The sequence below is a fragment of the Edaphobacter aggregans DSM 19364 genome (assembly GCF_000745965.1).
Classification (GTDB): domain Bacteria; phylum Acidobacteriota; class Terriglobia; order Terriglobales; family Acidobacteriaceae; genus Edaphobacter; species Edaphobacter aggregans.
This window is the reverse complement of sequence record NZ_JQKI01000135.1, coordinates 1-13,174: the sequence shown is the minus strand read 5'-3', so window position 1 is coordinate 13,174 and position 13,174 is coordinate 1. Positions and strand designations below refer to the sequence as shown.

11 protein-coding genes are annotated in these 13,174 nt (G+C 55.5%); 4 read left to right on the top strand and 7 right to left on the bottom strand.

Going from position 1 to position 13,174, the window contains the following annotated elements:
* Window positions 1-691 (top strand): methylmalonyl-CoA mutase family protein (locus tag Q363_RS26295; RefSeq protein WP_035356696.1); only part of this gene is annotated, 691 nt, incomplete at its 5' end.
* Window positions 692-749: 58 nt separating this feature from the next.
* Window positions 750-1,265, top strand: coding sequence for a thioesterase family protein (locus Q363_RS36870; protein ID WP_051979358.1), 516 nt, complete (start codon window positions 750-752; stop codon window positions 1,263-1,265).
* A 412-nt stretch (window positions 1,266-1,677) separates the two neighbouring features.
* Here Q363_RS36870 and Q363_RS26285 read toward each other — a convergent pair whose 3' ends face one another.
* From Q363_RS26285 to Q363_RS26255, 7 genes are all read right to left on the bottom strand, one after another.
* The gene (locus tag Q363_RS26285) at window positions 1,678-2,223 is read right to left on the bottom strand and encodes a hypothetical protein (RefSeq protein ID WP_245632479.1); all 546 of its coding nucleotides are present in this window, start codon (window positions 2,221-2,223) and stop codon (window positions 1,678-1,680) included.
* A 760-nt stretch (window positions 2,224-2,983) separates the two neighbouring features.
* Window positions 2,984-3,466, bottom strand: a complete 483-nt coding sequence (locus Q363_RS43160) for a tyrosine-type recombinase/integrase (RefSeq protein WP_211256359.1) — start codon at window positions 3,464-3,466, stop codon at window positions 2,984-2,986.
* Window positions 3,467-3,474: 8 nt separating this feature from the next.
* Complete coding sequence (locus Q363_RS43155) at window positions 3,475-3,942, bottom strand: tyrosine-type recombinase/integrase (protein ID WP_211256358.1); 468 nt, start codon at window positions 3,940-3,942, stop codon at window positions 3,475-3,477.
* On the bottom strand, window positions 3,939-4,352 hold the full coding sequence (locus Q363_RS26275; protein ID WP_211256357.1) for a hypothetical protein: 414 nt from the start codon (window positions 4,350-4,352) through the stop codon (window positions 3,939-3,941). The genes Q363_RS43155 and Q363_RS26275 overlap by 4 nt, the downstream gene beginning before the upstream one ends.
* Window positions 4,353-5,178: 826 nt before the next feature.
* Window positions 5,179-6,771 carry a DHA2 family efflux MFS transporter permease subunit gene (locus tag Q363_RS26265; RefSeq protein ID WP_035356691.1) on the bottom strand — a complete coding sequence of 531 codons (1,593 nt, stop codon included), beginning with the start codon at window positions 6,769-6,771 and terminating at the stop codon, window positions 5,179-5,181.
* A 50-nt stretch (window positions 6,772-6,821) separates the two neighbouring features.
* Window positions 6,822-7,799, bottom strand: a complete 978-nt coding sequence (locus Q363_RS26260; protein WP_483782912.1) for an HlyD family secretion protein — start codon at window positions 7,797-7,799, stop codon at window positions 6,822-6,824.
* A 342-nt stretch (window positions 7,800-8,141) separates the two neighbouring features.
* Complete coding sequence (locus tag Q363_RS26255; RefSeq protein ID WP_035356697.1) at window positions 8,142-9,554, bottom strand: TolC family protein; 1,413 nt, start codon at window positions 9,552-9,554, stop codon at window positions 8,142-8,144.
* 353 nt (window positions 9,555-9,907) lie between these two features.
* Between Q363_RS26255 and Q363_RS26250 the strand changes: the two genes are divergently transcribed.
* On the top strand, window positions 9,908-10,543 hold the full coding sequence (locus tag Q363_RS26250) for a TetR/AcrR family transcriptional regulator (RefSeq protein WP_035356690.1): 636 nt from the start codon (window positions 9,908-9,910) through the stop codon (window positions 10,541-10,543).
* Between the two features lie 76 nt (window positions 10,544-10,619).
* A partial coding sequence (locus tag Q363_RS26245) for a PAS domain-containing protein (protein WP_035356689.1) occupies window positions 10,620-13,174 on the top strand: 2,555 nt, incomplete at its 3' end.

The following is a 13,174-nucleotide window of genomic DNA, read 5'->3' as shown; positions in this document are numbered from 1 at the left end:
GTCCGAGCGAGATGAAGCGAAAGTCTCATCGGCGCTGGACGCGCTCACCGAGTGTGCCCGCACGGGGAAAGGAAACCTCCTCGATCTGTCGATTGGGGCCGCGCGCGCCAAGGCAACGGTGGGTGAGATCAGCTTCGCTCTGGAAAAGGTCTTCGGTCGGCACAAGGCCGAACAGGAACTAGTCTCGGGGATCTATGCCGAGACTTACGGAGCCAAGAAGCCGCAGATCGTCGCCGTGCAGGACAAAGTCGAGCAGTTTGTGAAGAGCCGAGGCCACAAGCCGCGCATCTTCATCTGCAAGCTCGGGCAGGACGGTCATGACCGCGGTCAGGAGGTGGTCGGAGCGGCTCTCTCGGACCTCGGATTCGACGTGGTCCTTGGCCCTCTGTTTCAGACGCCGGAAGAGGCCGCGCGCCAGGCCGTCGACGACCACATCGATATCGTCGGACCAAGTTCGCTTGCCGCCGGACACTTGACCCTGGTGCCTGCACTCCGCCAGGCCCTCACGAAACTGGGCCACGAAGACATGCCCATCGTAATCGGCGGCGTCATTCCACCGCAGGACTACGACGAGCTTTACAAAGACGGGGCTCTTGCGATCTTCGGACCGGGTACGGCCATTCCGACCGCCGGGCTCAAAATTCTGGAGATTCTCGAGCACCAGGAACGGCAGACAGCACAACCGGTGTGACGGAGGCCGGAAAAACTCTCTACCCGCAATGGAATCACGTTAAGAAAGGAGACGAAGCATGCGCCTTCCGCCGATATCGCTCGATCAACTCGCGTCCTTGCCTACGGTTTATCGGACGATGATCCCGTCGGCCTACGAGGACCGGCAACGCCATATGAACATGCGCTGGTACCTGGCCCTCTACGACAAGGCGGGGGACTTGATGTACCCGATGCTCGGGCTCACCGAGGATTACTTGGCGGCGGCGGAGGCGGGCGGCTTCGATCTCGAGCATCACCTCTGGTATCCCTCTGAAGTGCTGATCGGGGATACCGTGGTGATCAGGTTCCGCATGCTCGCGCGGAGCTTGAAACTCTTCCACTACATGATGTTCATGGTGAACGAGACCCGGGGCGTGCTCTCCTCGCTCTTCGAGTGCGTGCACGCTCATGCCGACCTCAGAACCCGTCGTACTGCCCCCTTCCCGGCCCATGTGGCGACCCAGATCGACGCCCTCATCGACGAACATCGTGCGCTGAACTGGGCCGCGCCGGTCTCCGGGTCCATGGGCGTCAAAGTGCCCTCCGGCGCGTAAGGAGAGACCGTGAGGACGCACATTCCCGACAAAATAATGCCAGCGAAGGGGCGCTCGCGAGGACGACCGGATGCAGCAAGTCATGCGAAAGACCGTCACTCTCGTGCTCGGGCTCTGTTGCATTAACGGGCGTGTCGTAGTCTGGAGTCGTTTGCCGAGGAGCCTTGTTCATGTGCTTGAGAAGCGGGTCCGCTTGTACCAGGGGTACCGTGCGACCTCGTGGTCAATGCAACGACAGGCGCAATCACCAATGCGGCATTTGGGCAGGTGACCGCTGCCCGTGATCCACGGCAGATGCAAATGTCGGCGCGAATCACCTTTGAGCAAAGCGTTCGATCTCCTCAAGAACCAAAGCATCCACATTGCGCAGTGAGGACAGCGCGATGGTGGCTTTGGCAATGTGTTGCCGCCTTCATCCGTTACGATCGCGGCGATCCGGCTTGATGATGAGACGCAGCATCGGAGCTCCCCCACGTGCCGATTGCGAGCAGGGCTCCGAAGAGGATGGGGCGTCGATGCTCTCGCGATCCTGGCTTGACCAGTAGGCTTGGGGATCGAGGTTCAGCCACAACGCGAACTCATCGAGCGTGAGTGCTGCGCCGGAGCCGTATCCGATCGAGAGCAGCCTGCTGGCCAGGATCGACAGTGGCGCGTCCTGCGTACCTGCCTCGGCCAACGTCGCGTAGCCGCAGACGAGCAGCAGAAGAATACCCCACACAAGGTGGTGAATATGGCGTCCGCCAACGATGACGTATCCGAAAGGCCCTACATGGTGGGTGATGGAGGCGACGAGCAGCCTTGCAGCAAGGAAGGTGACGAAAAAGGAGATGGACGCGAGCAGCAGGCGACGATGAGGCCGGTCGGGATCTGCTCGTGAAATAGCAGGCCAATCTTGGTGAGATGCAGCAGGAGGAGAACCCCGGCAGTCATCGCGGCGATAAAGGCGATCAAAATCCACGAACCTGCAATGTGCATCCACAAGCTTTATCACGAGTTGCTAGAAGCGGTGAGGAGCCATGCAAAAGAAATCAGCTCAGCTCATCCTCATCGCCCTCTCCACTACTTCCTGAAATGTCTGGCGGTCTCAACCGGTCGGTGCAAGTTGCCAATTACCCCGTTTTCAAGGCATATCGTGCCCACTCAAGTGAGGGTGCTTCCGGCACAGGAGGCAGCCAGCCCTTCAACTTGATTTTCGTTACTGCTTTCGTTTCAGCCCAGATTGAAATTGACTCGCTATTTGCGAGAAGAGGCGCTTGCGTCGGGAATAGAGATCATCGATACGAGCCTTTGCGACGTTTATATACTGCGTGGCTTAAATCATTCGATGGCTAAGCGGTGTGCACGTCGGAATTTCCGAGACCCACACAGCCGTCAGCACATGAACCGAACACGCGCACGCAAGACGTTCCGTGTCCATCACTACCTCCTCGTTGCCTGCAACTGCAGTGCACCAGTTTCGCGCAGCACACCCCACGGACCGTTAGTTAATCATGACCCGGCGGGTTATTTGCCCGTTGCTCTCCCAGTATGTCCTCTTGCTGGCGAGGAATGGGTCGTCCGGCGCTGGCTGGACGTTGCCGTCGACGTCGAACGCCCGCGACCGAATCTTGTGCTCGCCCGGAGCGGGCGTCCCCCAATCGAATCTCCAGAACCGCCAGGCGTAGTCACGCGATCTTCTTCTATGTGACGCGGGGCTCTCGAGCCTCGCCGACGACGGCCTATCGTCCGATCCGCTCGACCTCATCGAGCGAGATCTCATCGCTGCGCCGGTCGTAGAGGCCGGTGGTCCGTGCCGATTCATGCGCGGCCATCTGCTGGGCGATCTCCAGCTTGCCGCCGTTCTTGAGATAGGCTGTGATGCCGGTCGCGCGGAAGGTATGGCAGCCAATTTCGGTCTTGATACCAGCCGTGAGTGCCCGCCGGCGAATCATCCTCCACACATCGGACTGAAGCAGGGCATTGCCGGTCAGCTCGCCCGAGCGGCCGCGCGTGGTGCGGAAGAGCGGCCCCTTCCTGTCCTGGGCGATGCCGGCAGCGGCGACATACTCCTCCAGGTAATGGTCCAGATTGTGATGGGCGGGCATGGTGTGTTCCTTGCCGCCCTTCTCGTGCAGGCGCACCCAGCCCCACCGCCCCTGCACAAAGTAGTCCTCGACCCGCATCGCAACCGCCGCGCCCACGCGGGAAAACGTATAGACCATCAGCCCGATCAGAGCCCTATCGCGCAGGCGGGAAGGGAATCGGTGTCGATGGCGTCGAGCAGGGCGCGGGCTTCATCGGCCTGGAGCACCGGGGTCTTGCCTTTCTTCTGCGTGTGCTTCGGCCCACGCACCGCGTGCGCCGGATTGGTCGGGATCACCTGGCCCACCACCATCCAGTCGAAGAGCATGCGCAGCGCGGCCAGACGCTGCTTCACGGTGGGTTTGGAATGGAGTTTGAGCTGTACCTCGACAAACGCCGCTACATGAATGGGCTCGACCTGGGCGAGATCCACGATGCCGTGCTCGGCGCAGAAACCGGAGAACTGCCGCACCGCCTCGCGGTAGGCGCGCCGGGTGTGGGGATTGTGGAGATGCGAGCTGAAGAAGTCGCTCAGCCGCGTGCGCGCCGCCGGACGCGCGAGAAAGAGCGAGGGCAGGGAAGCAGAACCGCTCAGCGAAACAAGAGCAGTGCTCATCCCTTCACCTGAGAAATAGGAAATCCATCCTCATGGCGTACGGTGTGACCGCCGCTGGATATCTCCAATGCGCAAATAAGCGTCGAGCGATCCGGCGAGAAGGACAACCGCTCCATCACCTCGATCTCCTGACCATCAAAGGATTGCAGAGACTGATGGACGAGCGCCTTCTCATCCCAGTAATGAAATCCTTGCCGGCCGAAAGGTGTGCCTTCATGCATGCTCGCAAAGCCAGTTCCGCCGCCAGTCCCGAGCGTTCCCGGTTTTCGATTCTCCTGGAACTTCCTCAGCACCCTTTGTCTATATTCCATACTCCTCTGTTGCATGTGTTCCATTTCAGGCCGAGGCTTTGGAGGGTTGAGGTTAAACTCCAACATCTGGTGAACATGGCTCAGCTTGTCGTCTGGCATGCGGTCGATGAGAGCTTTGAGTTCGGCGCGAGTGGTCATGGTGGAGAAAGAATAGCGCGATGATGACGCATGATAAAACCACATTATCATGCGCGAAATGACCCTTCTTTCGGCAGGATTGTTCTAGGGGTTCACAATGTCTATGGGGTGGTATGGACCTTAGGATATCTGGGAACAATGTTGAAGCCCGTTTTACCCCATGGGGCCAGACCATAACCCCAAAGCTTGAACACCTCCGCTCACCAGCGATACCATCTCCTTTGTTACAGACATCGATGAGAAGCCCTTCACCCTTCCAGGGGAAACTCTCGGGTGGCGATTGGACCGGAACTATGGCGGAAGCATATCACTTGCTATTCAGCCAATCGGGGAGTTTCTCAGGCCATCGCCGTCGGCTGTAAGAGCGGATTTCGCAGGGCTATAACTTCGGATTGGACTTCTGCACGCTCGGTTTGGAGACGCGTCATTTCGGATATAAGGCCGATCATCGTGTCGGCTGAAATTCTGGGACCGTCCTTCCCTAAGAAGATTGCTTCTTGCTTGGCATGGTTCAAGAGAATGCGTCTGTCGCAATCGTGCAACTGGGCCTTCAGTGACAGGTTAGTTAACATACTTTCGAGTCTACGCACTATTCAGCAGCTCCGGAGAGTTATTACGGACTTTGCGGCTCCATCTCGTCGCCGGGGAATGGGCGCAGCAGGTCGATGGGCGGCTGGTCAGTGACCTCGCGGTCGAGCCAACGTTGAACTCGCCGGGGTGCAGGATAACGGGTCTGTAGTTTGTGCTTCCACTTCAATCACTGTTCGGCAATGCCGTTGCTACTGCTTTAATGAGCAGCCATCGCTTGCTTTTTCGGTTTGTTCCCTCGAAGGAGGAATGAGAGAAAGAACATGATGCCACCGAGCACCATCAATATCTGAAAGACATCTAGATACGAGAGTGAGGCGGCCTGGGTCTGAACTGTCTGGTAGATCTGTGCCAATCCAACTTGCCTCGCATCCAGATGTCCATTTCCGGCCATAGACTGTGCGGACTGTGAGGCGCCGCTCATCATGTTCTGAAAGTTGATGTCTCCGATGGCAGTATGCTCGGTCAATCGGGCCTGATGAAACTGTGATCGCTGCGCGAGGATCGTGGTCACCGCGGATGTTCCGAAGCTGCTGCCGATGTTGCGCATGAAATTGACCAGGCCCGCTACGGAATTGCTTTTTTCTTGGGGAATGCCCACATACGCCACGGTCGTGGCGGGGATGAAGACTAAACCGATAGGGATGTATTGAATAATGCGCAGTATCGAAGCCGACCGGAAGCTGATTAGTAGGTCCATCTGTTTAGTGGAGACGTACATGGCAACGCACAACATGCCCCAACCGATCGCCATGATAAACCGGCCCTGAATTTTTCCGGTCAAAATTCCCACGATAGGCAACTCAATCAGGAGAATTATGGCTGCTGCCGAAAGCACCATGCCTGCCTTTTCTGCCGTGTAGCCCATAAGACTCTGTAGGAACTGTGGCATCAAAACCGTGGATGAAAAGGAAACCGCTCCAACCAGAAACATCATCACGCTGGACGCCGAAAAGTTGAAATATTTGAAGAGGCGCACGTCCACGATGGGATCTTTCTCATACCATTCCCAGATCACCAGGAATGTCAGACAGACGACCGTGATGATCACCAGTGTGGTGATGAAATGAGAACTGAACCAATCGTCTTCCTGTCCCTTGTCAAGCACGATCTGCAGTGAACCAATTCCGAGCGCGAGTGCCGACAGCCCGACATAGTCCAGCCGGCTCTCGCGGAGCGTTTTGCGTTTGAGAAATGGTGGATCGTCGACGAGAAAATGTACCAGAAACATTGTGATCAAGCCCACAGGCAGGTTAATGAGGAAAATCCACCGCCAGGAATAATTGTCTGTCAGCCATCCACCTAAGGTCGGACCGATCGCAGGCGCACACACCGCAGTAATTCCGTAGAGAGAAAATGCCAAGCCGCGCTTTTCCGGAGGAAAGATGTCAGCCAGAATTGCCTGTGCCATTGGCTGCAGACCGCCTCCCCCGGCGCCCTGAACGACACGTGCCATAAGGAGAAAAACCAAACTTGGAGCGATCCCACAGAGGAGTGAAGAAAGCGTAAATATAACAATGCAGATCAAGAAGAAACGCTTCCGGCCAACGATTGAAGTAAGCCACCCGGTGATTGGCAGGACGATGGCATTGGATACCAGATAGGAGGTCAGGACCCACGTACTCTGATCTTGACTGGCACCCAGATTGCCGGCCATGTGGGGCAACGCCACATTGGCGATGCTGGTATCGAGCACCTCCATGAAAGCCGCCATGGAGACAACCACAGCGATCAGCCATGGATTATGCCGCGGCTTCCATCCGCTATTTTCCTGATTATCGGCTGAAGCCATACTCAACCTCTGTGATCCATATTCCTGAAATCCCTCGCGCTGAGGCTTCGCTAATCAACATGCACCTCGGGTTCGACCGACATTCCGGGCCGGAGCCTATCAAGACCATCCTGGTTCGGATCTAGCTTGATCCTGACAGGAATGCGCTGGACGACCTTCACATAATTGCCGGTTGCGTTTTCCGCCGGCAGAGTACTGGCAATTGAGCCGGTTGCGCCCCCGATGGTGTCGAGTGAGCCGGTAAAGTCGCGATCGAGGGAGTCGACATGAATGGTGGCGTGCTGTCCCGGCCGCATGTGGAGAAGCTGGGTCTCCTTGAAGTTGGCGGTGACCCATAGATCACCGACTTCTGAAATCGTCAGCAACTGTTGTCCTGCGGTGACTCTGGCACCCACCTGCGCGAAGCGTTTCATTACAACTCCTGACACCGGAGCAAGAATCTTCGTGTAGCTCAGATTCAACTGTGCCTGTTCGAGCTGCGATTCAGCAGTCTGAAGATTAGCCATCTGTTGTTCTACAGAAGCGTGACGGATGGAGAGCTGCGGGGAGGCGTTTTTCTCGTTTTGAATCAGCTTGCTTCGCGCCTGGTCCAGTTGAGCTTTCCGCTGGTCCACTGTTCGCGCGGCAGCAAGTACCGCCGCTTTCATGGCCTGAAGGTTGGCCGCCTGCTGTTTCGCATTCGAATTGTATTGATCGAAGTCGCTCTTCGAGATCTCCTGCTTGACCGCCAAAATCGTGTATCGCTGCAGATCGCTCTGCGCCCTTGCGTCGGCGGCCTCCTGCTGAACAACCTGAGCTTCGGCCTGATCCCGATCCCGTTCTGCCGCTGCGACCGCCGCCTCTCCGCTCGCAACATCGGCTCTCGCACTCAGGATGTTGGTGGAGTTGTCAACTTCAGTAATAGGAATATTGGGACGTTCGCCGGCGAGCCCACTCTTAGCCTGCGCCAATTGCGCTTGAGCTTGATCTACACGGACCTGATTGTCATGCGGATCGAGATCGACCAAAGGATCGCCAACTTTTACCATTTGGTTGTTCTGAACATAGACTCTCACTACGGTTCCATCGATGCGTGTACCAATAGGGCTAAGATTGCCATCGATCTGCGCATCGTCAGTATCCTCATAATGTCTAGCGTGAAGCCAGTACATGACACCCCCCAAGCCGGCGGCCACAAGGACGACAGTAAAGACAAGCAGCACACGCTTTCGCTTTCGCTGTGCCTCTGATGCTTGTTCCTGCTTTTTCCCTTCGTCCGAGTTGCGTCCTTGCGCGTGTTTTTCGCTTGTGGAACCGTGATGGACCTGCTCCGCTGTCTGCTGTTCTGCGTTCATAAAAAATCCCCGTGTGTCTGAATGGATCCCAGAGGATCAATGTTTATCGCCAGGAAAGAGAGCGGAAAGCTCTGTTTCTGCGTCGCCAGTAGCGCGCGCAAGCGTAAGTCGGGCAAGATTCAAAGCGAAAAGCCCGGAGATGTAGTCGTTCTCCGCTGCTGCTTTCTGCTCCTGCGCCTGAACAACCTCTACGGTGTTAGTCACGCCGGCGTCGAAACGGTCATTGACTTGGGTCAGAGTCTCTCGCGCATACTGCCGATTAGACTCTGCAAGCTTGACTTGGCCGAGCGCCGTACGCAGCTGGATCAGAGCATTGCGTACATCCTGCTCAACTTTTGCTTTCTGATCTTCATATTCCGCTTGGCGCTGACGTAATGTTGCCCTTGCCTGCTGCACGTCGGCACTTATTTTTCCTCCGTCATACACAGGGATGTTAAGCGTCCCCGACGCGACAAAGACGCCGTGGGAATCATTTGGTCTGGGCCCCATCACTCCGTAGTAGCCATTGAATGAAAGTGAAGGAAGTCTCTCGGAGCGAGCGGCAGATACGGCTCGTTCTGCCGCTTGCATTTGCGATTCAGCGGAGCGCAGATCCCAGCGATGCTCGATAGCTGACTGCAGGGCAGCGTTTTCATCAGCCGGTTGAAGGTCAGTTGCGCTCAATTGTTCGGTGAAGATGATGTCTGCATTTTGGGGAAGGCCAATCAGGCGCGCAAAGACGATCTTTTCCTGCTGATAATCACCCTCAAGAGCCAACAGTCTCTCCTGTTCAGACTGCAATTGAACCAGACTTCGCGTCACGTCCACCCGAATGTTTGTTCCTGCGGAAAGTTGCGTGTTTGCCCTGTCATATGTGGCCTGCGCATATTTGACTTGGACGCGCTGTGCATCAATCCGCGCGGCTGCCGAAATCACCTGAAGATACGTTCCACCTACGGCGAGTACTACCAATTCACGCGCATCTCTTTCACTGAGTCGCGACGCTTGTTCCACCCGGTTCGCTGCCTGGTAATTACGGAGATTGGTGATGCTCAGGGCGTTCCAATTGAAGTTTCCTTGGGCCTGCACGTATTGAAAAGGCCCCACAATCGAGGGGAATGAAGATCCAAAGGCGCCTCCGAGCGTATTAAGGCCATATGCTGCAAGATTTATCTGCGTCTCTGTTGCGCCGACACTCGCCGTGATTTGCGGAATCAACTGACTTAGAGTCTGAGCTCGCTGCGCCCGCACAATAGAAGAGGATACCCCTGATGAGACGATCCCCAGATTAGTTTGAAGTCCGCGCTTCACGGCATCGGCGAGCGAAAGCTTCACTGGACCACTGGGCAAAGGTGGTCCACTGATGCTTCCTTGATAGTTTCCTGTGACCGTAACGGAAGGTTGAAGAATGCTGGTGGTGCTACTTGGAGAAGTTGTCTGCTGCGAGTTGACTGTTCCAGAAAGTCCCATCGTTCGTCCTGACGCCGGGAGCTGCTGGACCTGGGGCATCTGTGAATATGTCCCTGACTGTTGCCCGAATAGAAGTCCCGGAACTTCAGCCACGAAAACGAGGACGAGCGCCGCAACGACGCACCGCATAACTAGACTCTGGCATAGGCTGAAAAGGCAATTGCCAGCCTGATGCAGCCTAACGACCCGGATAGACTTCAAATTCATGCTCTGAATGTGGCTCCATGCTTGTCCTAGATATCCGCAGACAATGAAATACTCGTCACTGTATTATTGTACTCTACAGTACAATTTCATGACCCATTAGTCATAACATAAGACGCTTTACACTGGGATGGGGATTCAGGAAGTTCATGGCGAAAACAGGAAAAGACCGGAAACGGCAGGTTGTCGCGGAATTCCGCCGTTCGGAGATTCTCAGTGCTGCAACGAAGGTCTTCGGCTCCAAAGGCTTCGAGGGCACGCGCATGGACGACATTGCCGCGGAAGCGGACCTGGCGAAAGGTACGGTCTATGTGTACTTTCAGTCAAAAGACGAGATTTACGAGGCAGTTGTGGAGCAGGCGGTGGCGGAGATCTTTGCGCTCACAGAACAGCAGGTTGCGTTGGCAACGGACTTCGCCGGAAGGCTGCGAGCGTACATCGCAGTGAGGCTGAGCTACTGGCGGGAGAAGCAGTCCCTCTATCGCGTCATGTCCAGCCTGAACCGTGAGGTGCAGAATCGGAAGCTGATCCTGAAATGTCAGCGGCAAGTTGTGGATCATCTGACTGCGATGTTTAGTGACGCAGCGGAGCAAGGTGAGTTACCGAAACAGGATTTCGAGGCTGCCGCCTGGGCACTCATGGATATGATTCGCGGACTCCAGGAGCGGCGAATGATTCACCATGAGCAATCGCCCGAAGAAGAAGTACGCAATTTGACTGGCTTTACGTTGAGGGCATTGGGCTATGTGCGTGCCCCCGGAGAAAAGGAATCCTCAAACGCCTAGTCGTGGTGTGCCTCGTAGAAACCCCTGCGACCGACCGCTGTACTATTCGAATATGAGCTCGGACCGGCGCCCTTCGGTGGATGATCAGATTCTACATCTTCGGCAGATTCTCGATTCATCCCCTGCGCTGATCCACACAGCGACACCAGACGGCTACCTCGATTTCTTCAATCGCACCTGGTGCGAATTTGTTGGAAAACCGGTGGAAGAACTCTACGGATGGAAATGGACCTCCTGCGTTCATCCGGACGATATCGGAGTGCTCCTCGAGAAGTGGCGAGAATCAATCGCCACGGGAAATCCATTAGAGGCAGAAGCTAGAGTACGTCGGGCCGACGGCGAATTTCGTCGGATGCTGCATCAGAAAATAGCTCAGCACGACGCAAATGGGATGATCATAGGGTGGCACGGCACGAGCGTTGATATTGAGAGCCATAAACAAGCGGAGAACAGCCTTCGGAAAGACGTTGAAGAACTGCAAACAAATAAGTACTTGTTGGCTGAAGCGCAGCGTCTAGGGCAAATGGGCAGTTGGTCCTTTGACCCGGCGAAAGGGTTTGACCACTGGTCGCCTGAACTTTTTCAGATCCACGGCCTTGAACCCACTCCGAAGGCTCCAACCTCCGAAGCATATTTAGCGCTCGTCCACCCCGAAGATCGTGAGTTCATGGCTTCGCTCATGGGTCAAATACTTGAGGAACCTTGCGGGTTTGACGTCACGAAACGCATCGTGCGTCCTGACGGCCAACTCCGATTCGTCCGTTATGTTGGGTCGGCAGCCTCTGAAACGGGCAGTCTGAAGCGAATTGGCGTAGGCGTCGATGTTACAGAGCGTGAGTTACTGACGCAGGAATTGAATCGGCGCCAAGCGTATCTAACTGAAGCGCTGAGGCTCAGCCAAACTGGTTACTTCAACTGGAAGCCAGCGACCGGAGAACTCCTGTTGTCAGATGAAATGTATCGCATCTACGAATGGGACCCGGCAACCAAGGTACAGGTGGAAGCGATCCTATACTCCGTTCATCCAGACGATCGGAGCCTTGTGTCGGAGATGGCAGAGCGGACAGCCAACGGCATCTCAATTAACTACCGACATCGTCTGCTCTTTCCCGATGGACGTATTAAATTTCTGCGCGTTATCGTCAGGCCCTTGGACAATTCTGACGGCAACGAAGTCGTCGGAGCGGTGATCGACGTAACCGAAGCAGAGCAGGCGGAAGAAAAGATCCGGCGTAGCGAGAGGGAGCTTCGGACTCTCGTTGAGGCGATCCCCGCCTATGTTACGACCTGTCTCCCTGACGGAACGGTGGACTTTTTGAACCAAAGTTGGCTGGATTATTCCGGTCTTACCCGAGAACATTATACCGGTCTTACCCGAGAACAAGCTATTGTGGGTGCGATACATCCCGATGACGTCGACCGAGTAGTGGCCAATTGGCGTGCGGCATTGGCCACCGGAGTACCGGTCGAGCAGGAACTACGCTGCCGGCGTGCGGATGGGACCTATCACTGGTTCCTGAATCGCAGTCTCCCTCTCCGCGATGATAGAGGAAGAGTCGTTAAGTGGTACGGGATTACTATGAACATCGATGCATTGAAGGAGACTGAAAGCGCTCTTCAAACGAGAGAGCATCAGCTGCTTGGCATTATCGAAACAATTCCCTCAATGCTTTGGTCAACCTCACCGGCCGGTGAAGTCACGCATATTAATCAAAGAGTCCTTGAATATTATGGGGCTTCCTTAGAAGAATTCGTTAGTCGCGGGTGGGAGAGCTTCATTCATCCAGATGATCGGGAGGAGACCGCGAAGGCATTCTTCCGGGCACTCGAAACTGGAGAGTCATACAACGCCATAAACCGCGTGCGACGTGCAGATGGAGAGTACCGATGGCATCAAATGATGGGCGAACCTTTGCGTGATCCTCAGGGCAAGATCATTCAGTGGTATGGCCTCTCGGTTGACATCGATGAGCGGAAACGAGCAGAAGACCATCTTCGGGATACGCGCATCAAGCTCAGCACAGCGTCGAAAATCGCAACCGTAGCTGAGCTCTCAGCATCGATCGCTCATGAACTCAATCAGCCGCTTATGGCTGTGCTTGGAAATGCTCAAGCCGCGAAGCGTTGGTTGGAAGCCAATCCGCCCGATCTAACCGAAACAAACGCCTCAATTGAGCGAATATTGAGAGATATTCGCTCAGCTGATAGGACCATGCAGCACATTCGCGCTCTTTTTAAGAGGGAACCATGCGAAAAGAATGACGAGAGTGTTCTGGACATCCTTCGGGAGTCCTTACGTTTCGTCCATGAAAACCCCAAAAAGCGTAAGGTTCGAATTGACTGGTCGATCGAAGATAGCCTGCCGCCAATTTGTGTCGACCGTATTCAAACCCAGCAGGTATTTATCAACCTAATTTCGAATGCGATTGAAGCGACCGAGGGGAGTGCAAATACAGCCAAGATTCTGCTGAGAGCCTTTGTTGCACAGGAGCACGAGGTCATTGTCCAGGTCATCGATAATGGCACGGGACTCGAAGATACCGAAAAGATATTCGATGCCTTTATGACAACCAAGGAAAAGGGCATGGGCATTGGCCTGGCCGTCTCAAGATCTATCGTCGAAGCCCACGG

Coding starts and splice junctions, on each gene's coding strand:
- Q363_RS36870 (WP_051979358.1), top strand. CDS start 750: ATGCGCCTTCCGCCGATATCGCTCGATCAACTCGCGTCCTTGCCTACG.
- Q363_RS43160 (WP_211256359.1), bottom strand. CDS start 3,466: ATGGTCTATACGTTTTCCCGCGTGGGCGCGGCGGTTGCGATGCGGGTC.
- Q363_RS43155 (WP_211256358.1), bottom strand. CDS start 3,942: ATGAGCACTGCTCTTGTTTCGCTGAGCGGTTCTGCTTCCCTGCCCTCG.
- Q363_RS26275 (WP_211256357.1), bottom strand. CDS start 4,352: ATGCCAGACGACAAGCTGAGCCATGTTCACCAGATGTTGGAGTTTAAC.
- Q363_RS26265 (WP_035356691.1), bottom strand. CDS start 6,771: ATGGCTTCAGCCGATAATCAGGAAAATAGCGGATGGAAGCCGCGGCAT.
- Q363_RS26260 (WP_483782912.1), bottom strand. CDS start 7,799: ATGGTAAAAGTTGGCGATCCTTTGGTCGATCTCGATCCGCATGACAAT.
- Q363_RS26255 (WP_035356697.1), bottom strand. CDS start 9,554: ATGGGACTTTCTGGAACAGTCAACTCGCAGCAGACAACTTCTCCAAGT.
- Q363_RS26250 (WP_035356690.1), top strand. CDS start 9,908: ATGGCGAAAACAGGAAAAGACCGGAAACGGCAGGTTGTCGCGGAATTC.